The sequence below is a fragment of the Vibrio sp. 1978 genome (assembly GCF_033344345.1).
Genome location: NZ_JAWPOP010000040.1, coordinates 1 through 22,937 on the forward strand (window position 1 = coordinate 1; position 22,937 = coordinate 22,937).

The window sequence follows — 22,937 nt, forward strand, 5'->3', positions numbered from 1 at the left end:
TCTATCGGATTGTTACATGTTGGTAGGATCATTCAACTGATCTGCCGATTAAAGTCTTAACTGATCGGCATTAGAGCATCAAGCTCTCCCTTTTTATTTCTGCTTTTTATGCTGCAGCATTCAATGATGGATAAGAAGCCAACACCTCTTTAATCTTCGCTGCTAAAGCTTCAAACCTAGCTCGTAATGGTGAGCCCGGACGGTATACGAGCACGATATTACGCGAGGGGGTTGGGTTAACAGCTGGTACGTAGCATACGCCATCTTTTTGCTTCTCATTAGGGATAGAAAGCTGAGGCAATAACGTAATCCCCGCACCGGCAGCAACCATGTTGCGTAACGTCTCCAAGCTGGTGGCTTTAAAACGCTCATCGTCTTTTGCACCAGCGGCAAAACAAAAACCTAACGCTTGATCTCGCAGACAGTGGCCGTCTCCCAACGCTAAAACGGTTTTACCATTCAGCTCCAACATATCAACATGGTCGAGAGAGGCCCACTCGTGGTCACATGGCACTGCGACACTTAATGGCTCTTGATACACTTCGATCTCTTTAAATGGCGCAGTTTCATCAACCGAAGCTAAAACTAAGCAATCTAGTTTGCCTTCTTCCAATTGACGCACTAATTGATGTGTTTGAGCTTCGTGCAGAAATAGTTCCAACTCAGGAAATGCTTCTTTTATCTGCGGCAGAATTTTGGGTAGTAGATAAGGCCCAACCGTCGGGATGAAACCAATATGCATCGGTCCAGTCATAGCTCCGCTTTGACCGCTTGCCATATCTCTGAAGGTTTTCACTTCACTTAAGATGCGTTTAGCCTGCTCCACCAGCTGTAACCCTGAATCGGTAAACAAAACACGTCGGCTGCTTCGCTCTAAAAGCGTGGTCCCGAGTTCATCCTCTAGTTTACGAATTTGCCCACTCAATGTTGGCTGGCTAACAAAACATGCCTCTGCCGCTTTACGAAAGTGCTTATGTTCCGCAAGTGCAACTAAGTACTCAAAATCTCGAATATTCATAATTCACGCTTCGCTTCTTTAACAATAGCTAATACCTATCAAAACCATAACACCAAACGATTAGAGCTATCAAAGGATTTTTACAATAATGGGCTCAACAAAACGAAACAGAGCGACGAAAAACGCTAAGCTCTATACGCATAGTTTAAAATAGTTAAAGGAAATCATTATGTTTGTATCTAAAGAAGGTCAACAAGTCCCTCAAGTTACTTTTCCAGTTCGTCAAGGTGACTCTTGGGTGAATGTAACGACCGATGAGCTATTTAAAGGTAAGACCGTTATCGTATTTAGCTTACCGGGTGCATTTACTCCAACCTGTTCATCAAGCCATCTACCTCGTTACAACGAATTGTTCCCTGTATTTAAAGAGCACGGAGTGGATGAGATTATTTGTGTCTCGGTCAATGATACGTTCGTGATGAATGCATGGAAACAAGACCAAGAAGCAGAAAACATTACCTTCATCCCGGATGGTAATGGTGAATTCACCGATGGCATGGGTATGTTAGTGGATAAAAACGACATCGGCTTTGGCAAACGTTCATGGCGTTACAGCATGCTAGTAAAAGATGGCGTAGTGGAAAAAATGTTCATTGAGCCAAACGAACCAGGCGACCCATTCAAGGTGTCAGACGCAGATACGATGCTGAACTACATAGCGCCTGACTACAAAACGCAAGAATCCATCACGGTGTTCACTAAACCAGGCTGCCCTTTCTGTATGAAAGCGAAACAAAATCTGATTGACCACGGTCTTCAATATGAAGAAGTAATTCTGGGTAAAGACGCAACAACAGTTAGTCTACGAGCTATATCTGGTCGCACGACTGTTCCACAAGTCTTTATCGGTGGCAAGCACATCGGCGGTAGCGAAGAGCTAGAAGCGTATCTAGGCTAAGCTGTCCATAGCCTACACCCTCGGTCTCCGGTGCCTTTTGGCTCGGAGGCCAACCCTAAACCACTTCTTCTACTAGTCTAGATAAGTAGTCATCTGCCAATAAGGTGACTACTTATCCAGATTCAACTATCCAATTCACTCTCCAAGCTCAATGTAGCTAGCTTGGCTTAAAACAAAAGCGAGAGTTCACGATGAAACAAGTTAATGTCGACGTAGCGATTATTGGTGGCGGGACGGCTGGTCTTGGTGCTTATCGAGCAGCAAAAGCTCATACCAACAGCGTGGTAATGATTGAGGGCGGTCCCTACGGAACAACCTGTGCTCGTGTCGGATGCATGCCGTCTAAGCTGTTAATTGCGGCAGCAGAAAGTGTTCATCAAATCGAAAAAGCACCTGGATTTGGGATACACCCGCAAGGTGAAGTACTAATTAACGGACGAGAAGTTATGGATCGTGTAAAGCGCGAACGCGATCGTTTTGTTGGCTTTGTGCTTGAAAGTGTCGATGATATTCCCGCTGAAGACAAACTATCGGGCTACGCGAAGTTTGCCGGTGACCACACTCTCATCATAGATGATCATACTCAGGTCACCGCACAGCGCATTGTTATTGCGACAGGATCTCGTCCAGCATATCCGGCAGCTTGGAATGAACTGGGTGATCGCCTAGTGATTAACGATGATGTATTTGACTGGGATGACTTACCAGAGTCCGTGGCAGTATTTGGCCCAGGAGTCATCGGCCTTGAATTGGGTCAGGCTTTACACCGCCTAGGAGTAAACGTGAAGCTCTTTGGCATTGGAGGACAAGTGGGCCCACTGACAGACCCAGAGGTGATGGCGTATGCAGATAAAGCCTTTAAGGAAGAGTTCTACCTTGATGCAGATGTAAAAGTCGAAAGCATGAAACGCATTGCTTCGTCAGACAATGACGGCGAAGACAAGGTCGAAATCCAATTCATCAACCATGATGGCGAATTAGAAACTTTCGTTGTCGATTACGTATTGGCTGCAACGGGTCGTCGTCCAAACGTAGATAAGCTGACGATCGAGAACACCAATGTGGCGCTCGATGAACGTGGCGTACCAACGGCGGATCACTATACATTGCAAACTTCGGTAGAGAGCATCTTCATCGCAGGTGATGCAAGTAACCAAATTCCACTGCTGCACGAAGCCGCTGACCAAGGCCGTATTGCTGGAGACAACGCAGGCCGTTTCCCAGATATTCGTGCGGGTCTGCGTCGCTCACCAATTTCAGCCGTGTTCTCCGACCCTCAAATTGCTATGGTTGGCGAAACATATAAACAACTAGAAACACGTCTAGGCACATGTGGATGTTTCGCAACCGGTGAAGTCTCGTTTGAAAATCAAGGACGTTCGCGCGTCATGCTTCGTAATAAAGGCATTCTGCATGTCTACGGAGAGCAAGGCACTGGACGTTTTTTAGGTGCAGAAATGATGGGCCCGAATGCAGAGCATCTTGCTCACCTTTTAGCATGGGCGCACCAAAATAGGATGACGATTTCTGAGATGTTAGATATGCCCTTCTATCACCCAGTGATTGAAGAAGGCGTCCGCACCGCTCTACGTGATTTGAATGCAAAACTACACTTAGGGCCAGAAATGGTGAAACATTGTCTTGACTGCGGCCCTGGCTGCTAACGCTTTCAGGCTTCTATCTAAATATAAAGCAAAGCCTCGTCATCAACGAGGCTTTGCTTTACTACTTCGGCGCAATGAAATCTCTCTTACGCTGCCATCATTGCATAGCGGCTGACCATACAAATCGCGACAACACCGATCATAAAGAACCCACCAGCGATACTCAGCGCAAGTTTCAACTCTGTCGACATCATTATATTTCCTGTTAAAGACTGACAGCGCACCATACATCAATTACGTGCCACAAAGCTTTTACAAAGCTAACTTTCCATTTTTGGTTGTGTCATGGCGATCTAAGCCCGTGTAAGAAACGCTTTCCACCATTTAGTTAGATATATAATCTGAAGCAACACTAATGGTTTGGAAAACACTATGACTTGTCGCCGCTGCGAGGAACATTGGTTTTGGAAAAAACTTGGACGTTGCCAACGATGCTTGGATCAATTGACGGTGCTTTCTGTACTGTGTTGGATTGTGTGGTGGTTTACGCTCAAAGATGATCCACAAAGCATCGAGTCGATCGCTTTGATCTTTGCCGGCTTCGCTTTCAACGTTTTGTTGTTTCTACACTTATGGATGCGTTTTGTCATCTTGCCTTGGCAGCGTCGAAAGGGACAAAAAAAGGCGAATAAAAAAGAGAAAAGTGACAGATAGAAAAAAGCCCCAAAACCAATGTCAGTTCTGGGGCTCTCTTAGATTCTTCTAAGAAAAAGCAGTGGTACTTTAATAGACCGGGCTTCCTCTCAAAGGTTCCAAATTTTTTCGATTTTTTTAGCGAATACTGATGTAAGTAAACAGGAAAATGACTATGTCATTGAATGCTAATAAAATCACTCCACAACTTCAGTTCATGCCACATGCGTTTTTTGGATCACTTGCTCCATTAAATTGATCTCAAGCGCTACCTCATCACATGCATGTTGACGTGGGCACTGATCGCAATCTTTCAGAACTTTCTCCGGCAGTAATGACTTCGATGTCGGTAAAAAGCTTTGCTTCATAAAGAACTCAGGCGTTCGCGTTAGAACAAAGACTTTCTTGATCGCCATCTGGCGCGCTTTCTCAACCAAATAGTTCACAATCGCACTGCCCTGCCCTTGGCCTTGCCAGCCCGCTTCGATACCAAGAGAGCGTATTTCAGCCAACCCTGAGTCATACACATATAGAGAAGCGCAACCCGTCACTTCACCATGATGCTCAGCCACCGCAAAAGAGCCAATATCTCTCACGAGCTCATTACGAGAGCGCGGAAGATTCTCACCAAGGTTCGCCCAGTAAGCAACCATACCTTCCAACGTTTCAATGTCCGTCAAACGTGCAGGACGCACTTTCACCGCCGAGCTGTCACGCTGGCTCAGGCGCTTATCCGCTTGTTCTACCGCGTAAGCGACCTGGTGAGGCGAAACACCCCCCAAAGCACAACGCTTTTCCAAACACGAATCGATAGTCAGAATGTCATACACATCCGCTTCAATGACTTCTGAGAAGGCTTTTAACTCTTCGATAGACAGCTCTTCTAGCGCACAACCTTTAGCAATAGCACCAACGACCGCGACACCGACGATGTGGTGAGCTTCACGGAATGGGATGCCTTTCGCCACTAGGTAATCAGCTAACTCCGTCGAGTTTGCGTAACCTTGTTTCGCCGCTTCTAGTGTGCGCTCGCCATTCACTTTAATACCGTCAAAACACAGAGCTGCCATTTCCATGCAGTCGTTCCATGTATCTAAAGCGTCAAACAACCCTTCTTTATCTTCCTGCATGTCTTTGTTGTACGCCAATGGCAAAGCTTTAACTGTCATCATCATGCTCGATAATGCGCCATAGACACGCCCTGTCTTACCACGGATCAACTCAAGTGCATCTGGGTTTTTCTTCTGTGGCATTAATGACGAACCAGATGTCACCGTATCCGCTAACTCAATGAAGTTTGACTCGCCTGAATTGTAGAAGATCATATCTTCTGCAAGACGAGAAAGGTGAAGCATAGAAATCGACGCCACCGACATCAGTTCCATCACATGATCACGATCTGAAACCGAATCGAGTGAATTACGCGTAGCACGGTAGAAACCGAGATTATGTGCTAATTGTTCGCGATCAATCGGATAAGCCGTTCCCGCTAACGCACCCGAGCCAAGTGGACAAGTGTCGAGACGCTGTAAGGCATCATTCAGACGAGAGTAGTCACGCTCGAACATTTCAACATAAGCCAAGCACCAGTGAGCAAAGGTTACAGGTTGAGCACGCTGAAGATGAGTATAGCCTGGCAATACGGTGCCTTGGTGCTGTTTAGCAACATGGACCATTTGTGCTTGTAGGCGATCTAAAGCAATCAATAATTGCTGACCTTGCTGACGACACCAAAGTTTCAAGTCTGTGGCGACTTGGTCATTCCGAGAACGCCCAGTGTGGAGTTTTTTACCTAAATCTCCCACTTTACTGATTAGCTGCTGTTCAACCCAAGAGTGGATATCTTCTGCATCAGAGCGAAGAATTTGGTGAGGGTCTTCCATCACTTCTAACTTCAACTCATTTAAAGCAAGTTCCAGTTTTTGCTGTTCTTCTGCCGATAGCACATCAACAGAAAGCAGAGCTTTAGACCATGCGATTGAACCTACGATGTCTTGCTCAGCCAATCGGTAGTCAAAACGCAACGAATCATTGAACTCTTTAAATCTGGTGTCTGCCGCTTGGGTAAATCTTCCGCCCCATAATGCCATTGCGTCTCTCCTGATGACTATTGCTTACTCTAACGTTCTCGAATGAGTAGTAACCAATTTGATGGTCATTTGCTCACTTTTTCTTATGGGTCAACGTTACGGCAATTTCGATAAAAAATAAAGTATAAATTCAATATTTTTACATATATATTCAATACAAATTTAGGTACCCGCTTTTAGAAACCAAAAGACCCGCCTATAAATGGCGGGTCTTTATTCAATCCAAGATGGATGTTAAGGGATTATTTCTTCTGGCTGTTCAATGCACGAATACGGCTTGATAGCGAGTAAAGACGGATGAACCCACCTGCATGGCTTTGGTCGTAAACTTCATCTTCACCAAAAGTCGCGAACTCTTCTGAATACAAGCTGTTGTCAGAACGTTTTTGCGTGACTGTCGCTTGACCTTTGTAAAGCTTAACAACCACTTCACCGTTAACGTCTTGCGCTAGCTCTTCTGAAGCAGCAAGGATCGATTTACATAGTGGCGTAAACCAACGGCCATCGTATACAAGGTGAGACGCTTTTAGACCTAGCTCCTCACGGAACTCGAATGATGATTTGTCTAGCACAAGCTGCTCTACAGCGCGCAGCGCTTCCATCATGATGGTGCCTCCCGGTGTTTCATAGCAACCACGAGACTTCATTCCAACAAGACGGTTTTCCACGATATCGATACGGCCAACACCGTGCTTAGCGCCCTTCTCGTTTAGGTAAACCAGTGCGTTGTATGGTGTCATCGCTTCACCATCAACTTCGACCACTTCACCTTTTTCTACTTTCAGCGTGACGTATTCCGCTTCATTTGGCGCTTGCTCTGGGTCGACAGTCCACACCCAGCAGTCTTCGTTTGGTGCGTTCCACGTATCTTCTAAAACGCCGCCTTCCGTCGAAATGTGCCATGCGTTTGCATCACGTGAATAGATCTTAGTAAGAGACGCAGAGCAAGGAATGTTACGCTCGGCGAGGTAATCCAAACACTCTTCACGGCTCACTAGGTCCCACTCACGCCAAGGTGCAATCACTTGTAAGTCCGGTGCTAGTGCTGCGAATGCACCTTCGAAACGCACTTGGTCGTTACCTTTACCTGTACAGCCATGACACAGTGCATCCGCGCCCACTTTACGTGCCACTTCAACCTGCGCTTTAGCAATGATTGGACGCGCCATTGATGTACCTAGCAGGTACTTACCTTCGTAGTACGCGCCGGTTTTTAGCGTTGGGTAAATGTAGTCTGCGACCATTTCTTCTTTCAGGTCAGCGATGTAGCATTCAGAAGCACCGGAGGCTTTTGCTTTCGCTTCAATGCCTTCTAGCTCTTCGGCACCTTGACCAACATCGGCAACGAAAGCCACTACTTCACAATCGTAGTTCTCTTTTAGCCACGGGATAATTACTGAAGTATCTAGACCGCCTGAGTATGCGACTACCACTTTATTTACGTTCACTTTGCTCATGTTTTTTCTCCAAACTTAACTGGCGCTGCGCTCGGCGGTCAGTGCCAACTACGACTTCCTAATATTGAATTCTTTTGCTGATGCTTATTGAGGCAAGAATTGAGTACCAATACTTTCACCAGCGAATAACTGTGCTAATTTTTCTGGGTAACGCCAGGTCGCGACTTCAATTGGACGGCCAAGATCATTGGCGGCGTCCAAAGCGGCTTTAACTTTGACGATCATGCCATCGGTGATCACATGTCCATCGATCAACGAGTTAGCTTGCTGCTCTGACAGGGTTTTGATCAAATGGCCTTTTCCATCTAATACACCACTCACGTCTGATAACAGGACTAACTCCGCATCTAATGCGCCCGCAACCGCGACTGCTGCTTGATCAGCATTCACATTCATCATCTGGCCATCTTTGGTTAAACCAATTGAACTGATGATCGGCAGTGCACCTGTGTTTAGCACCGCTTGTAATAGTGCTGAGTCACCCGGTGATGCTTTGCCTACCGCGCCGAGTTCTGGGTCAAGTTCTTCAACAAGACACAAACCACCATCCGCAAGGCTAAGGCCCACAGCGTTAAGACCGTCCGCAATCGCTTGACCTTGAAGTAACTTATTCGCAGTGCCTGCAAGCGCGCCTGCAATCACAGGAATTTGATCGTAAGGCGTTACGCGTAAACCGTTTTTCTTAACGGTTTCAAGCTGAAGCTTTGCCATCAACTCATCAACTAGGTAGCCACCGCCATGAACGATGGCGATTTGTCGCTGTGCCGATTTTTGGTAAGCCGCAATGGCACCAAAAAGTTGGCTTAAGGTTTGAGTGCATGATAGAGCTGCACCACCTAGCTTAATGACTAAAGGAGCTTGATTGGTTTGCGTCATCGCATTTCCCTCTTTCAACGACTACAGCAACGCTGTCAGTTCTGGGTAACCGTAATGAATATTGAGACATTGCATCGCTTGACTCGATGCACCTTTAAGTAGGTTGTCGATAGCTGAAATCACAATGATGTGTTCGCCTTGTACCTTCCAGCCGATATCACAGAAAGGGGTATTTTCGACATCCTGAATACGTGGAATACCGTCGCCTTTAAGACGCACCGCAGGCTTGCCTTGATAAGCTTGTTCAAACGCCTGTGCCACTTGTGCTTCTGTCACACCTTGCGCAAGCTTCATGGTGATAGTGGCAAGAATGCCGCGTTTAAAGTTGCCGAGGTGCGGAGTAAAAATCACATCGCAACCCAAGTGCTGAGCAATCTCTGGCTGGTGACGATGGTTAAATACACCATAAGGTTGCAAGCTCACTTCACAGAAGCTGTTAACCATGGAGGCTTTACGCCCTGCACCAGATACACCACTGGTTGCGTTGATCACTGGCCATTGGTTGGTATCGAGCAACGCATGTTCTAATAAAGGTTTGATTGCAAGCTGTGAAGCGGTTGGGTAGCAACCTGCTACTGCAATCAAAGGAGTGGTTTTTATTGATTCTTGGTTCCACTCTGCTAAGCCGTATGCTGCTTTATCTAGCCAGTTGTTATGTTGATGTGCGAAGCCATAAAAAGTGTCGTAAAAGCCTTCACTTTTCACACGGAATGCACCCGATAAATCGAATACCTCACAGCCTGCCTCCAAGAAAGTTGGGGCTAAATCATGGCTGACTTCGTGAGCCGTTGCCAAAAACACCACGTCCGATTCTTGAGCGATTTGCAGTGGATCCGTTAGTGGTAAAACTGGCATATCAATGATGCCCGCTAGCTTACCGTGTAGCTGCGCGATGCTCTTTCCCGCATCAACACTGTTGGCGGAAACGTATAAACCTGATAGCGTGAGTTGTGGGTGTTTATTAACCGTTAACGCTAACTCTGCGCCGGTGTAACCGCTGGCTCCAATAATCGTGGTTTTTAGCATTGTGTGACATCCATATACTTAAAGGCTCAAATGACTATTCATATTTAATTTTTGCTTTATTTTGATTTTTTATTCATTAAATATGATTTAATATTTGTTTTACATTTTTGTGGTCTGTCTGTCAACAGGAGATTTGAAGAATCCATGCAATTACCAACTTTTCTAGAGGTCTATGAAGGACTCATCAGCACCTCTTCTATCAGCTCCACGGATCCGAGCTGGGATCAGGGCAATGCAAAAGTCATCGAAAAACTCGCATCTTGGTTTAAAGATCTGGGTTTTAGCGTTGAAGTGATCGAAGTCGAGCCAGGCAAGCACAATATGATCGCACGTATGGGAGAGGGAGAAGGTGGCCTTTTACTTGCTGGCCATAGTGATACCGTGCCATTCGATCAAGGGCGATGGAATTTTGATCCGCATAAACTGACGGAAAAAGACAACCGCTTCTACGGTTTAGGCACAGCAGACATGAAAGGCTTTTTCGCCTTTATTTATGAAGCAGTGAAGAAAGTCGATTGGAGCAAGCAGAGCAAACCACTTTACGTATTAGCCACTTGTGACGAAGAGACCACCATGTTGGGCGCGCGACATTTCACAGCAAACGCCCCATTTAAGCCGGATTACTGCATCATTGGTGAACCCACCAGCCTTGTACCAATTCGAGGTCATAAAGGGCATGTGGCAAATGCCATTCGCGTAACAGGCAAGTCCGGTCACTCATCGGACCCAGCGCTTGGCGTTAACGCTATTGAGATCATGCATGAAGTCATGTTCGCCATGATGCAACTGCGTGACAAATTGATTAAAGAATATCACCATCCGGGTTTTGCCATTCCAAGCCCTACCCTAAATCTTGGACACATTCACGGTGGTGACAGCGCTAACCGTATTTGTGGTTGCTGTGAGCTGCATTACGACGTGCGTCCTCTTCCCGGCATTAGCCTTGATGGTTTAGAGAACATGTTGCGCGGAGCATTAAAAGAAGTCGAAGCGAAATGGCCTGGGAGACTGGAGATTATTCCATTGCATGAGCCTATTCCGAGTTACGAATGCCAACATGACCACCCATTTATCGGTGGTGTTGAAGAGATCTGCCAAACCAGTTCAGAAACCGTGAACTACTGTACTGAAGCACCATTTCTACAACAGTTGTGTCCAACCTTGGTGCTCGGCCCTGGGTCAATCGACCAAGCCCATCAACCGGATGAGTTTCTATCCTTCGACTTTATCGACCCCACAATTGATGTGCTTTCAAAGGCGATGGTCAAGTACTGCTGTTAATACGCGTTTAAGCTCGAAAGTCTGTGCAGCTCGATTGAGCTGCATCTTTTTATCTTCACAATTTAGCGCTAGTCTTAACACTTATTTAACTTGTTATTTTGTAATTAATTTTCACTTCTTACTCTATGGCTGCCGTAAATTTGCTCTAAATCAGGAGACAGCGGAATAATTGCAAACTTAGTCTGCTTTATTTGACTATAACTGGTGCTTTTCGCTAGATTGGAGTCTTAACAAGGACAATGGATGTAGTTTTTTTACGAGGCAGGACGACAATGAACGAGAAATACGCCGCACTCAAAAGTAATGTGCGCATGTTAGGCCACTTATTGGGTAACACCATTCGCGATGCCCATGGCGAAGAAATCTTCGAGAAAGTGGAAACCATTCGTAAATTATCCAAATCAGCTCAAGCAGGGAATCAAGCAGACAGGGACAGCTTGATCGAAGAAATCAAACATCTACCTGATGAGCAGCTAACGCCCGTTACTCGCGCGTTTAACCAATTTCTAAACCTCACCAATATCGCTGAGCAATACCACACGATTTCACGCCATTGTGAAGAGCACATTTGTGAACCAGACGCGATTAACTCGCTGTTTTCTAAACTGGTACAAAACGATGTGAGCAAACTGGACACTGCCCAAGCGGTTCGTGATCTAAATATTGAATTGGTATTGACGGCTCACCCAACAGAAATTACGCGCCGTACGATGATCAACAAACTGGTCAAGATAAACGAGTGCTTATCAAAGTTGGAGCTAAGCGATCTTTCTTCTAAAGAGCGCAGAAAAACCGAACGCCGCCTAGAGCAACTGATTGCCCAAGGCTGGCATTCAGACGTGATTCGACAACAACGCCCTACTCCGTTGGATGAAGCAAAGTGGGGCTTTGCGGTCGTTGAAAACTCGCTATGGGAAGCAGTACCGGACTTCCTACGTGAGATGAATGACCGTCTAAAATCTTACCTTGGAGAAGGTTTACCCATTGATGCTCGCCCAGTGCACTTCTCCTCTTGGATGGGCGGTGACCGTGACGGTAACCCGTTTGTTACTCACAACGTTACGCGTGAAGTCTTACTATTGTCTCGTTGGAAAGCCGCCGATCTTTATCTCAATGACATCAACGAGTTGATCAGCGAGCTGTCTATGACAGTTTCAAACGATCAAGTCCGTGAACTTGCTGGCGAAGATCAGCACGAACCATACCGTGCGATCCTGAAGCAATTACGCACTCTGCTCAATGAAACCAAAGATATTCTCGATGCTAAGATCCACGGTCAAAAACTGGCCGTTAAAGCACCACTGCAAAAAGTCGAGCAACTTTGGGAACCGCTGTATGCCTGCTACCAGTCACTAAACGAATGTGGCATGGGTGTAATAGCCAACGGCTCACTACTGGATACACTACGCCGCGTAAAAGCATTTGGTATCCATCTTGTACGTCTTGATATCCGCCAAGAGAGCACGCGTCACTCAGACGTCTTGTCTGAACTAACTCGCTACTTAGGTATTGGTGATTACGAACAATGGAGTGAGCAAGATAAGATTGCTTTTCTAACTAACGAGCTGGCATCTAAACGTCCGCTTCTCCCTCGTGATTGGGAACCGTCTGAACCCGTCAAAGAGGTTTTGGATACCTGTAAGATTGTTGCAGCACAACCGCGTGAAGCGTTTGGCGCTTACGTTATTTCAATGGCACGTACCGCCTCTGACGTACTAGCCGTTCATCTACTGCTACAAGAAGCTGGTTGCCCTTACCGCATGGATGTGTGTCCTCTGTTCGAAACGCTAGACGATTTGAACAACGCAGAATCGGTCATCAAGCAGCTTATGGGGATTGACCTTTACCGTGGTTTTATCCAAAACCACCAGATGGTCATGATTGGTTACTCTGACTCAGCGAAAGATGCAGGTGTTATGTCTGCAGGTTGGGCTCAGTATCATGCGATGGAATCGTTAGTTAAAGTGGCTGAAGAAGAAGGCGTTGAGCTAACTCTATTCCATGGTCGTGGGGGCACAGTCGGTCGCGGTGGTGCGCCTGCGCATGCTGCGCTTTTGTCGCAACCACCAAAAAGCTTGAAAGGCGGTTTACGTGTAACAGAGCAAGGCGAGATGATCCGCTTTAAACTGGGACTCCCAGATGTCGCAGTAAACAGCTTTAACCTATATGCAAGTGCGATTCTGGAAGCCAACTTGTTACCGCCACCAGAGCCAAAACAAGAATGGCGCGACTTGATGGAAGTGCTATCAGAAGTAAGCTGTGAGTCTTACCGAAATGTGGTTCGTGGCGAGCCAGATTTCGTGCCTTACTTCCGCCAAGCAACACCAGAACTCGAACTCGGCAAGTTGCCACTTGGTTCTCGTCCTGCAAAACGAAACCCTAAGGGCGGAGTAGAGAGCTTACGTGCAATCCCGTGGATCTTCTCATGGAGTCAAAACCGTTTGGTACTTCCTGCATGGCTAGGCGCAGGTGAAGCGATTCAATACTCGATCGATAAAGGCCACCAAGCATTGCTCGAAGAGATGTGCCGCGAATGGCCGTTTTTCTCTACTCGTCTCGGCATGCTAGAGATGGTGTACTCGAAGTGTAATATTGATATCTCTCGCTACTACGATGAGCGATTGGTGGATGAGTCGCTCCGTCCACTCGGTGAAAAACTTCGTGCTCAGCTTCAAGAAGACATCAAAGCGGTACTGAATGTAGAGAACAACGAAAACTTGATGCAGCATGACCCTTGGGGACTCGAGTCGATTCGCTTACGCAATATCTACGTTGAGCCATTGAATATGCTACAAGCAGAGCTACTATACCGCACGCGTCAAACCGAAGAAGCTTCTGCAAACTTGGAAGAAGCGTTGATGGTGACGATTGCTGGTATTGCTGCTGGTATGCGTAACACAGGCTAATCATTTCATTTTTAATAAAAAGCTGGGCAAATGCTCAGCTTTTTTTTATCACAGGATAATCTCACCAAAACAAAAGCAGTCAAATAAACCATAATAGACCCAAAAAACACCAAAATAAAAGAACAAAAAACCACAAGTTAACACTATTGATTATTATGTTAGTTTTTTAGGGTAATTTTGTCCTACTATTCCACTTCATGCTTATTATTTATATACTACTTGCCTGCTGAGAGCTCATAAATCCAATCATACCTGCTCCAGCCTTGATGGGACTCCCCATCTCTCTAGGTGATAAACGGCTTTAAGGTGACAGGACCAACATTGTTGGTGCTACTTATACATTAAAAAACTCAAGTGCCAGTAAGAGCGCAGCTGAAAGTATAAGTAGCTTGTTTACAAGTTTATTGACCATTTGGATTGAAGACATGTCATTACCACACGTAATCTTAACTGTTCTTAGCACTCGCGACGCAACCGGTTACGATATCACTAAAGAATTCTCTGCTAGCATCGGTTACTTCTGGAAAGCAAGCCACCAACAGGTGTACCGTGAACTCAACAAAATGGCTGAGAAAGAACTGGTTACTTGCGTATTAGAACCCCAAGAAGGCAAACCAGACCGCAAGGTTTACTCCATTACAGACGCTGGTCGCAGCGCTTTAGGAGAGTGGTTTGATCAACCAACTGCACACCCAACAGTTCGTGATGAGTTTTCAGCGAAATTGATGGCATGTGCCGTTCAACCTGCGGCTCCATTCCGTGACCAACTCGCCGAGCTAGTTGAAGAGTCTCGCAAACTGGTTTCTCACTACAAAGAAATTGAAGCGGCTTACTACGCAACGCCGTCAACTTTAGATAAACAAGCTCGCCTAGAACGTCTAACGCTTCGCCGTAACCTTCTGTTACGTGAAACTTGGATCACTTGGGCAGAAGAAGTTCTAACTGAACTTGAAGTGATTGGTTAAACTCCTTTTGCTTTGATAAAACGAAAAAGGCTTGCCACTTGGCAAGCCTTTTATCTTTTTGAAACCAGATTTACGCACCGACTACTGCGCGAGGACGAACACCCAACGTATGGCATAACGCGTAAGTCATCTCTGCACGGTTTAGTGTGTAGAAGTGAAAATCCTTAACTCCTTCACGACTCAGTACACGCACCATATCAATAGCTTGGCTAGCTCCTACAAGCTGGCGAGTCACCGGATCATCATCCAAGCCATCGAATTGTTTGCTCATCCATCCTGGTACTTTCACGTTGTTCTGTGCCGCAAAGCGAGACGCTTGCTTAAAGTTCGATACAGGCAAAATTCCTGGCACAATTTCTACGTCAATTCCTGCCGCTACACAACGGTCACGGAATCGCAGGTAAGACTCAACGTCAAAAAAGAACTGAGTAATAGCACGGTTTGCACCTGCATCTACCTTACGTTTTAGGTTCAATAAGTCAGACTGTGCGCTTTTAGCTTCAGGGTGAACCTCAGGGAATGCTGCAACGGAGATATCGAAATCGTGGCGTGATTTCAGCAGCTCAACCAAATCCGAGGCATACATATCAGGCGCACCGCCACCTGGAGGAATATCACCACGCAAAGCGACGATATTTTCAATACCATTGTTCCAATAATCATCGGCAATATTAATCAACTCTTCACGAGTCGCATCAATACAAGTGAGATGGGGAGCGGCAACCAATCCGGTTGTTGCTTTAATTTCTTTAATGATGGAGTGTGTTCTGTCACGCTCGCCGGAGTTCGCACCGTAAGTCACAGAAACAAATTTAGGTTGAAGCGTTTTAAGACGGTGCACTGAATTCCAAAGTGTTTCTTCCATCTTAGCGCTGCTTGGCGGAAAAAACTCAAACGATACATTGATGTTATCTGATAACTCAGCAATATTCTGGTTCAAGGCGTCGATATGGCCTGCGTGCGTATATCCCATCTTACTCTCCCTGCGGCACTCCGCCACGAAAACAAACCCTTAAAATCGACGTTTAGACGTCTATATGTCTACAGAATGTATTGAATACGATTTAATGTCAACCTTGTAATTATGAATTTTTCTCAAGTTAATAATGAAGATAGTTCAAGTTTCTACTTGAGCATCATCTCGCCATTTTGCACGGGTTATGACTTCAGTATGGCACTGATAGGGGAATAAAAAACCCTGGATTAATTCCAGGGTTTTTAGGTCAATCGCAACTTTAAAATAAACCAGCCAATCGGTTGAGGTCGGATTGAATAGCGCCGGCTGTCACTTCTCTGCCTGCGCCTGGTCCTCGAATGACCAGAGGGTTATCTTTGTACCACTTGCTCTCTATGGCAAAAATGTTATCGCATGGCAATAAGTTGGCGAGCGCGTGCTCACGAGATAACGCTTCGACTCCCACCGTTGCTTTACCATTTTTTTCTAAACGCGCCACATAGCGAAGCACTTGATCGTTTCTCTGTGCTTTTGTCAGACGCTCTTGAAGTATTTCACTCAACAACGCTCCATTATCGAAGAAATCATCTAAGCTCAGTTCTCTTAATTCTTCTGGCACCAAAGACTCAACTTTAACGCTGTCTGGTTCTATATCTAGGCCCGATTCTCGAGCCAAGATGACTAACTTACGCATTACATCGGAGCCATCTAAATCAGAACGAGGGTCAGGTTCGGTTAACCCTTGCTGCCAAGCAAGATCGACTAAATCATTAAATGGCACAGAACCATCAAACTGTTGGAACAGCCATGATAGCGTCCCCGAGAAAATACCCGATAGAGCGACGATTTCATCCCCACTTTCACGAAGATCTCGCACGGTATGGTTTATCGGTAACCCAGCACCAACCGTTGCGTTGTATAGCCAATGACGACCAATTTTAGCGAATGCATCTTGAACCTGATGGTAGTACTGACTATCTGCGGAACCGGCCACTTTGTTGGCGGAAATCAAATGAATGCCTTGCTGTGCGATTTCTACGTAGCGCTGAGCCAAATCTTTACTCGCGGTAACATCAAGCACGACGGCTTCATCGTAGCTTTTAAGCGCTCCCAAACGTGCCAGCCAATCCCCATTGTTTGCTATGCTTTCATCATCAAATCGTTCAGCAACACTCACCGCCTCAATACCTTGCTCATCGAACCAATAGGTTTGGCTATCCACAACCGCGACAAGATCAAAGCTCATACCATGACGTTTTTCGAGCTCACTTTTTTGCGTCGCAAATAAATTTAACCAACTAGAACCAATATTACCCTTGCCACATAAAGCCACTGCCACGCGTTTTTGCGCTTGGAACAACTGGCTATGAATCGTTTGAACCAACGCCTCGGTATCAGTACGGCGCAAAACAGCGACTAGGCTCAGCCCTGAGTCTGTTTCAGAGATAAATTCTACCGGAGAGTGCTTTAGCTTCTGATAAAAGCCAAAGCAATGATTGGCGTTTTTCGTAACGCCTGCACCTACCGCAGCTAAGAGCGAGTAACCTTCTTTTAGCTTAATTTCTGCCTCTACCGCAAGCTCTTGCAAGTGTTTCAATGCACCACCGGCGATTTCTGCGGTGTAAGCCAAGCGTAGCGTATGCTGATCGGATTGAGCTTCAAATGCCAATGGCTCTAATTGCGCGCGCTGCAACGCTTGTAATACATCACTCTGTGTTTTTTCGAAGTCGTGCCCATGCATGAAAGACAACTGCACCAATAAAACATCATCCAATGAAGTAATAATTTTAGCGCCACGACCAGATGCCAATACACGCTCAATACGAGTAGAACCCGACTCTGGCAGATAGCTACACTTGAGATTAAGGTCCATGGTACTTTGCGCCACAGGCTGAAGCGTACGACTGTGTAGCACTGGGGCAGCTAAGCGAGCAAGTTCACTGGCTTCATCCAATCGAAGTAACGGTAATAAACAAGCGTCAGACACCAAACGTGGATCAGCACTATAGACACCAGCAACATCACTCCAAATCGTGACAGTACTGACTTCAGCAAGCGCGCCTATGACCGTTGCAGAATAGTCAGAGCCGTTACGACCAAGTAGGATGGTTTCTCCTGCCTCGTTCTGAGCCATAAAGCCAGTAATTACCACACGTTTATGGTTATGCTGCGCGAGGATCTCTTTAATTAAAGGGTGTGAACGAGCGCGATCAACCTCTGGTTGAGTTCCCGCTTCTGCACGTAAAAACGCTCGTGCATCTTGTGCAACCGCAGGGATAGAACGTTGAGATAATAACGCGGCCAATAGGCGAGCAGACCATACTTCTCCGTGCCCCAGTACCGCGGCTTTTTGCGCATTAGTGAGTGGTGCAGTCAGCTCCGAGAGAGTACTGAACTCATCATGTAATAAAGCTAACAGCTCTTCTTTTGCTTCACTCTCCAACAAGCTTTCTATTAGCTCAGTTTGAAACTGTCTTAAGCTTTGAAGCGCTTCATGCGCAATTCGGCCATCTTTATTTAACCCTTCCAAAAACTCAATCAAGCGGTTAGTGGTTTTTCCTGCGGCTGAGACGACCACAAGATCATTTTCTGTCGAATACTCCTTGAGAATACCCACAACGCGTAAGTAGCATTCTGGGTTTGCTAAGCTACTGCCACCAAACTTATGCAGCTGACGTTGTACAGTCATTGTTATCGTCTCCTATTACTGGGTAGCTTTAGCGAACGCTTGTTCTAAATCTGTGATGAGGTCTTGTGCATCTTCCAAACCGACAGACAAACGCAATAGTTGATGAGAGACCCCAGCCTCCGCCAGCGCCTCCTCACCCATTGCACGGTGCGTCATGGATGCTGGGTGGCAAATCAAACTTTCTACACCACCTAATGATTCAGCTAATGAAAACAGTTGGAGCTCTTTCACAAACACCTTTAACTGCTCAAACGAACCAGCAAACTCAAAACTCAACATAGAGCCAAAGCCCGTTTGCTGCTTTTTAGCGATGTCATGACCTGGATGTTCCGGCAGGCTTGGATGATAGATAGTTTTAACTAACGCTTGTTTCTGTAGGTAAGCCAGTACCTGCTGTGAGCTCTCTTCATGTACTTTCATACGAGCACCAAGCGTACGAATACCTCGCAGTGTCATGTAACTATCGAAAGGTGTGCCCGTTGCACCAATACAATTGCCCCACCATGCAAGCTCTTCTGCATGCGCTTCTGTGTTGGTGATGATTACCCCACCAATTACGTCCGAATGACCGTTGATGTACTTTGTTGTGGAGTGGATAACAAAATCCGCACCTAGCTCTAAAGGTTTTTGGTACACGGGTGTCAAAAAGGTATTGTCCACCGCAACTAACGCGCCGACTTGTTTCGCTTTTTCACAAGTAGCTGCAATATCCACTACGCGAACCAGAGGGTTTGACGGAGTTTCTAGCAAAATGAGTTTTGGTTTTTGTGCCAATGCAGCATCTAAAGCCTGTTCGTCTGATTGATCGACAAACTGAACCTTAAAATCGCCTTTGTTAGCTCGGGTATTAAAAAGACGATAGGTACCACCATAACAATCGTGAGGAGCAATAATGAGATCATCTGGGCCGAGAAAAGCGGAAACCCATAAATTTAATGCCGACGTACCGCAGTTAGTAACAACCGCTCCTTTTCCAGACTCAAGTTCAGATAGCGCACTTTCCAACAGTCCGCGGTTTGGATTACCAGATCGTGTGTAATCATACTTGGGCACTTCACCAAAAGCAGGAAAACCATAGTTAGTGGAAAGATAAATAGGTGGAACGACAGCATGATATTGGCTGTCTGATTCAATACCAGTGCGTACTGCAATGGTCGCAGGTTTGCGAGTGCTCATGGGTGTATCCTTTCACGGGTAATGACTTCTAAATAGGAATGCGCTATATCTAATGAGTAACATAAAGTGATCAACACGCTTCCTTTGCTGTTATGTTCACTTTACTCGTCAAAAAATGAGACGTCAACACTTCTAGACGTCTATATGTCTTTGCTTATGGCGGTAAATGCAGCTAAAATCAGCACCTAAATTATTTTTAACCGATTACATAAATGAAGGTGTGCAATGGCTGACTGGAATGGCGAATACATTAGCCCATATGCAGAGCACGGCAAAAAAAGCGAACAAGTAAAAAAAATTACCGTCTCTATCCCGCTAAAAGTTTTAAAGGTGCTAACTGATGAGCGTACTCGCCGTCAGATCAATAACTTACGCCATGCAACCAATAGTGAATTGCTATGCGAGGCATTTTTGCACGCGTACACAGGTCAGCCACTTCCGACAGATGAAGACCTTCGTAAAGACCGTCCTGATGATATTCCAACAGAAGTAAAAGCGCTGATGACGGAAATGGGCATCGAATTTGAGTCATTCGACGAAGAATAAAAAAGCCTGATAAGAGGTTTCAGGTAATAACTCTTGCCTCGAGCCAAATGAATGACATAAAAAATGGGACGCAATAGCGTCCCATTTTTGTGTATCACATCTGAAAGATATATTACTCTGCCATGTAGTTTTCAGGCATCTCGATACGAGCTACACCTGAATTAACCGCCGCCTGAGCAACCGCTTTTGCAACACGTGGTAGCAAACGTGAATCCATTGGTTTTGGAATAATATAGTCCGCACCAAACTCTAGCTTATCAACACCGGCAGCCTTCAATACGGCTTCAGGTACAGGCTCTTTTGCTAGCTCGCGAATCGCCTCAACGGCTGCAAGTTTCATTTCATCATTGATTTCACTTGCACGCACATCAAGAGCACCACGGAAAATGAATGGGAAACACAATACGTTGTTAACTTGGTTAGGATAATCACTACGGCCAGTACCCATGATCAAGTCATCACGAACTGCGTGAGCAAGTTCCGGCTTGATTTCAGGATCCGGGTTAGAACATGCGAATACGATTGGCTTATCAGCCATCAACTTCAACGCTTCCGCTGGCAACAGGTTTGGACCAGATACACCTAGGAACAGATCTGCACCTTCAATTACGTCTTCTAGTGTGCGCTTATCTGTATTGTTCGCAAATAACTGCTTATATTCATTAAGGTCATCACGACGAGTGTGAATCACACCTTTGCGATCTAGCATGTAGATTTTTTCGCGCATTGCACCGCATTTGATCAGAAGCTCCATACACGCTACAGCGGCAGCGCCAGCGCCAAGACAAACAATTGTTGAATCTTCAAGTTTCTTACCTTGAAGTTCGATTGCATTCAGCATACCCGCTGCCGTTACAATAGCAGTACCATGTTGATCATCGTGGAATACTGGTACATCACAACGCTCAATCAGACGCTTTTCAATCTCAAAACAGTCTGGTGCTTTAATATCTTCAAGGTTGATACCGCCAAAAGTGTCTGCAATGCTCGCAACAGTATCAACAAATTCATCGATCGTGCGGTGCTTAACTTCAATATCAATAGAGTCAAGACCTGCGAAACGCTTAAACAGTAACGCTTTACCTTCCATCACTGGCTTAGATGCAAGTGGACCTAGGTTACCTAGACCTAGAATAGCGGTACCGTTAGAAATAACAGCAACCATGTTCCCTTTTGCAGTGTACTTGTACACGTTATCCGGGTTTTGTGCGATTTCACGCACTGGCTCTGCAACACCAGGGCTGTAAGCAAGGGCAAGATCACCCGCCGTTTCCGCAGGCTTTGTAAGTTCGACAGCAATCTTTCCTGGAGTTGGATAAGCATGGTAATCCAATGCTTTTTGGCGATGTTCTTCTTCTGGAGTGGCTGCTTGGTGGTTGTCTTCAGACATGGACGTTTCTCTTTTTTATTTTTAGGTAAGGGGGCATAAATTCTATCGGATAGAAATCAAACTTCATAGGCAAGATTGCGAGCAATATCCTTAAAAAGCCGATAATAAAAGAGATTAGACCAGATAACGGGGTTAAGCACCTGATTTTCGAGTCAGGTGCTCTTTCTTCTTACTATTATTGGAGTATGCAAACTCAGAAAGTATCGTTACTCTTCGTCCACGTATTGCGCTTGGAGATAATTCTCAATACCAGACATTTCAATCAAGCCAAGTTGCGTCTCTAGCCAATCAACATGTTCTTCTTCATCTTCAAGAATATCTTGGAAGAGATCTCGAGACACATAATCTCGAATGTCTTCAGCGTAGGCAATCGCATCTTTTAAATCTGGAATAGCCGCCATTTCAAGCTTTAAGTCACACTCGAGCATTTCCTTGGTATCTTCACCAATCATCAACTTACCTAAATCTTGTAGGTTCGGTAGGCCTTCAAGGAACAAAATACGCTCAATTAGATGATCGGCATGCTTCATCTCATCGATAGATTCGTGATATTCCTTGTCTGCTAGGTGCTTTAAGCCCCAGTCTTTATACATTCGGGCGTGAAGAAAATACTGATTAATAGCGACGAGCTCGTTACCGAGCACTTTATTGAGATGTTGAATGATGATTGGATCGCCTTTCATGACAAAACCCTCCTCTTTGGCTTCATTTAAATGTAGAAGCAAATGAGAAGGTGTCAAAATGTAAGGCAAATAATTACTGCATACTTACAGCAATTAGCTGGCTTGTTTAAATTCCGTGTAACTAGTTTCCGCTAAAATTTCCTTGGCCTGTCTGATGCACTTACCACATTGGCTGCCCAATGCCGTGCACTTTTTGATTCCTTTAATATCTGTTACGCCTTCATCTATCGCCAACTTCCTAATTTTTTTGTCGGAGACACCATGGCAAAGACAAACGTACATACTCAAAAAACCTATAAAACTAATCTGTGACAAACAATATAAACAAGAATAGTTCTTGTTACCAGTCGCATTATGGTGTCCGCTCAGAATATTTGGTTATAAAGATTTTACCGCTGCAGGAAAAGATCAAAGGGTTAAGAGGGGTGAGTAAAAGCGTTAAGAAACAAAGCCGGTAAAACTCTGTTTTTAAATCGAAAAAGTGACGTCTTTTATTTCAACACTTATAACTAAATGTAATCTAGAAATGAAAAAGGGAAGCCTAAGCTTCCCTTTTCGATGCGCTTTCTTCAAAAAGAAGAACAGTGCAAGATTTCGTTTAATTCGTTATGAATTAGTCGAAGATCTTAGCAACAACACCAGCACCTACTGTACGGCCACCTTCACGGATCGCGAAACGTAGAC

At 45.5% G+C, this 22,937-nt stretch carries 18 protein-coding genes and 1 pseudogene; 7 read left to right on the plus strand and 12 right to left on the minus strand.

Translation table 11 applies throughout. The features are described 5' to 3' along the window. Positions 1-106: 106 nt before the first annotated feature. Complete coding sequence (gene oxyR, locus R8N49_RS23260) at positions 107-1,018, minus strand: DNA-binding transcriptional regulator OxyR (RefSeq protein WP_005381326.1); 912 nt, start codon at positions 1,016-1,018, stop codon at positions 107-109. 169 nt (positions 1,019-1,187) lie between these two features. Here oxyR and R8N49_RS23265 point away from each other — a divergent pair, with 169 nt between their 5' ends. From R8N49_RS23265 to R8N49_RS23275, 3 genes are all read left to right on the plus strand, one after another. Further along, positions 1,188-1,916 carry a redoxin family protein gene (locus R8N49_RS23265; protein WP_005382781.1) on the plus strand — a complete coding sequence of 243 codons (729 nt, stop codon included), beginning with the start codon at positions 1,188-1,190 and terminating at the stop codon, positions 1,914-1,916. A gap of 191 nt (positions 1,917-2,107) precedes the next feature. Continuing rightward, on the plus strand, positions 2,108-3,580 hold the full coding sequence (locus R8N49_RS23270; RefSeq protein ID WP_086047069.1) for a dihydrolipoyl dehydrogenase: 1,473 nt from the start codon (positions 2,108-2,110) through the stop codon (positions 3,578-3,580). Between the two features lie 372 nt (positions 3,581-3,952). Further along, positions 3,953-4,234 (plus strand): DUF3624 domain-containing protein, encoded by a 282-nt coding sequence (locus R8N49_RS23275; protein ID WP_025768083.1) that lies wholly within the window; start codon positions 3,953-3,955, stop codon positions 4,232-4,234. 194 nt (positions 4,235-4,428) lie between these two features. Here the strand turns inward: R8N49_RS23275 and argH are convergent, their stop codons facing one another. The 4 genes from argH to argC form a co-directional block, all read right to left on the minus strand. Further along, a complete protein-coding gene (gene argH, locus R8N49_RS23280; RefSeq protein ID WP_186584616.1) occupies positions 4,429-6,303 on the minus strand; it encodes an argininosuccinate lyase in 1,875 nt (624 codons plus the stop codon). A gap of 242 nt (positions 6,304-6,545) precedes the next feature. Continuing rightward, positions 6,546-7,760: an argininosuccinate synthase gene (locus R8N49_RS23285; RefSeq protein ID WP_017821738.1), complete on the minus strand. Its 1,215-nt coding sequence runs from the start codon at positions 7,758-7,760 to the stop codon at positions 6,546-6,548. An 84-nt stretch (positions 7,761-7,844) separates the two neighbouring features. Beyond that, positions 7,845-8,636 (minus strand): acetylglutamate kinase, encoded by a 792-nt coding sequence (argB, locus tag R8N49_RS23290; RefSeq protein WP_149191987.1) that lies wholly within the window; start codon positions 8,634-8,636, stop codon positions 7,845-7,847. Between the two features lie 21 nt (positions 8,637-8,657). Then, complete coding sequence (argC, locus tag R8N49_RS23295; RefSeq protein WP_258489834.1) at positions 8,658-9,662, minus strand: N-acetyl-gamma-glutamyl-phosphate reductase; 1,005 nt, start codon at positions 9,660-9,662, stop codon at positions 8,658-8,660. 144 nt (positions 9,663-9,806) lie between these two features. Here argC and argE point away from each other — a divergent pair, with 144 nt between their 5' ends. The 3 genes from argE to R8N49_RS23310 all read left to right on the plus strand — a co-directional run bounded on the left by argE (position 9,807) and on the right by R8N49_RS23310 (position 14,814). Further along, positions 9,807-10,943 (plus strand): acetylornithine deacetylase, encoded by a 1,137-nt coding sequence (gene argE, locus R8N49_RS23300; protein ID WP_318190096.1) that lies wholly within the window; start codon positions 9,807-9,809, stop codon positions 10,941-10,943. Between the two features lie 272 nt (positions 10,944-11,215). Next, a complete protein-coding gene (gene ppc / locus R8N49_RS23305; RefSeq protein WP_005381336.1) occupies positions 11,216-13,849 on the plus strand; it encodes a phosphoenolpyruvate carboxylase in 2,634 nt (877 codons plus the stop codon). A 425-nt stretch (positions 13,850-14,274) separates the two neighbouring features. Then, entirely contained in the window at positions 14,275-14,814 is a 540-nt protein-coding gene (locus tag R8N49_RS23310) for a PadR family transcriptional regulator (protein WP_005382791.1), read from the plus strand. Between the two features lie 70 nt (positions 14,815-14,884). Here R8N49_RS23310 and metF read toward each other — a convergent pair whose 3' ends face one another. The 3 genes from metF to R8N49_RS23325 form a co-directional block, all read right to left on the minus strand. Then, complete coding sequence (gene metF, locus R8N49_RS23315) at positions 14,885-15,787, minus strand: methylenetetrahydrofolate reductase (protein ID WP_005381345.1); 903 nt, start codon at positions 15,785-15,787, stop codon at positions 14,885-14,887. 262 nt (positions 15,788-16,049) lie between these two features. Then, a complete protein-coding gene (locus tag R8N49_RS23320) occupies positions 16,050-18,458 on the minus strand; it encodes a bifunctional aspartate kinase/homoserine dehydrogenase II (RefSeq protein ID WP_186584614.1) in 2,409 nt (802 codons plus the stop codon). 15 nt (positions 18,459-18,473) lie between these two features. Then, complete coding sequence (locus tag R8N49_RS23325; protein ID WP_005381350.1) at positions 18,474-19,634, minus strand: O-succinylhomoserine (thiol)-lyase; 1,161 nt, start codon at positions 19,632-19,634, stop codon at positions 18,474-18,476. A gap of 225 nt (positions 19,635-19,859) precedes the next feature. Here R8N49_RS23325 and metJ point away from each other — a divergent pair, with 225 nt between their 5' ends. Continuing rightward, positions 19,860-20,180 (plus strand): met regulon transcriptional regulator MetJ, encoded by a 321-nt coding sequence (metJ, locus tag R8N49_RS23330; RefSeq protein WP_005381353.1) that lies wholly within the window; start codon positions 19,860-19,862, stop codon positions 20,178-20,180. Between the two features lie 112 nt (positions 20,181-20,292). On the opposite strand, the gene R8N49_RS23335 is transcribed toward metJ, so the two are convergent. The 4 genes and pseudogenes from R8N49_RS23335 to R8N49_RS23350 all read right to left on the minus strand — a co-directional run. Continuing rightward, positions 20,293-21,570, minus strand: a complete 1,278-nt coding sequence (locus R8N49_RS23335; protein ID WP_005381358.1) for a malic enzyme-like NAD(P)-binding protein — start codon at positions 21,568-21,570, stop codon at positions 20,293-20,295. A 206-nt stretch (positions 21,571-21,776) separates the two neighbouring features. Next, positions 21,777-22,253 (minus strand): bacterioferritin, encoded by a 477-nt coding sequence (gene bfr / locus R8N49_RS23340; RefSeq protein WP_005381359.1) that lies wholly within the window; start codon positions 22,251-22,253, stop codon positions 21,777-21,779. Positions 22,254-22,346: 93 nt separating this feature from the next. After that, positions 22,347-22,535: a (2Fe-2S)-binding protein gene (locus tag R8N49_RS23345; protein ID WP_005381360.1), complete on the minus strand. Its 189-nt coding sequence runs from the start codon at positions 22,533-22,535 to the stop codon at positions 22,347-22,349. A 331-nt stretch (positions 22,536-22,866) separates the two neighbouring features. Next, positions 22,867-22,937, minus strand: a pseudogene (locus R8N49_RS23350) (elongation factor Tu); the annotation flags it as partial.

Coding starts and splice junctions, on each gene's coding strand:
- oxyR (WP_005381326.1), bottom strand. CDS start 1,018: ATGAATATTCGAGATTTTGAGTACTTAGTTGCACTTGCGGAACATAAG.
- R8N49_RS23265 (WP_005382781.1), top strand. CDS start 1,188: ATGTTTGTATCTAAAGAAGGTCAACAAGTCCCTCAAGTTACTTTTCCA.
- R8N49_RS23270 (WP_086047069.1), top strand. CDS start 2,108: ATGAAACAAGTTAATGTCGACGTAGCGATTATTGGTGGCGGGACGGCT.
- R8N49_RS23275 (WP_025768083.1), top strand. CDS start 3,953: ATGACTTGTCGCCGCTGCGAGGAACATTGGTTTTGGAAAAAACTTGGA.
- argH (WP_186584616.1), bottom strand. CDS start 6,303: ATGGCATTATGGGGCGGAAGATTTACCCAAGCGGCAGACACCAGATTT.
- R8N49_RS23285 (WP_017821738.1), bottom strand. CDS start 7,760: ATGAGCAAAGTGAACGTAAATAAAGTGGTAGTCGCATACTCAGGCGGT.
- argB (WP_149191987.1), bottom strand. CDS start 8,636: ATGACGCAAACCAATCAAGCTCCTTTAGTCATTAAGCTAGGTGGTGCA.
- argC (WP_258489834.1), bottom strand. CDS start 9,662: ATGCTAAAAACCACGATTATTGGAGCCAGCGGTTACACCGGCGCAGAG.
- argE (WP_318190096.1), top strand. CDS start 9,807: ATGCAATTACCAACTTTTCTAGAGGTCTATGAAGGACTCATCAGCACC.
- ppc (WP_005381336.1), top strand. CDS start 11,216: ATGAACGAGAAATACGCCGCACTCAAAAGTAATGTGCGCATGTTAGGC.
- R8N49_RS23310 (WP_005382791.1), top strand. CDS start 14,275: ATGTCATTACCACACGTAATCTTAACTGTTCTTAGCACTCGCGACGCA.
- metF (WP_005381345.1), bottom strand. CDS start 15,787: ATGGGATATACGCACGCAGGCCATATCGACGCCTTGAACCAGAATATT.
- R8N49_RS23320 (WP_186584614.1), bottom strand. CDS start 18,458: ATGACTGTACAACGTCAGCTGCATAAGTTTGGTGGCAGTAGCTTAGCA.
- R8N49_RS23325 (WP_005381350.1), bottom strand. CDS start 19,634: ATGAGCACTCGCAAACCTGCGACCATTGCAGTACGCACTGGTATTGAA.
- metJ (WP_005381353.1), top strand. CDS start 19,860: ATGGCTGACTGGAATGGCGAATACATTAGCCCATATGCAGAGCACGGC.
- R8N49_RS23335 (WP_005381358.1), bottom strand. CDS start 21,570: ATGTCTGAAGACAACCACCAAGCAGCCACTCCAGAAGAAGAACATCGC.
- bfr (WP_005381359.1), bottom strand. CDS start 22,253: ATGAAAGGCGATCCAATCATCATTCAACATCTCAATAAAGTGCTCGGT.
- R8N49_RS23345 (WP_005381360.1), bottom strand. CDS start 22,535: ATGTACGTTTGTCTTTGCCATGGTGTCTCCGACAAAAAAATTAGGAAG.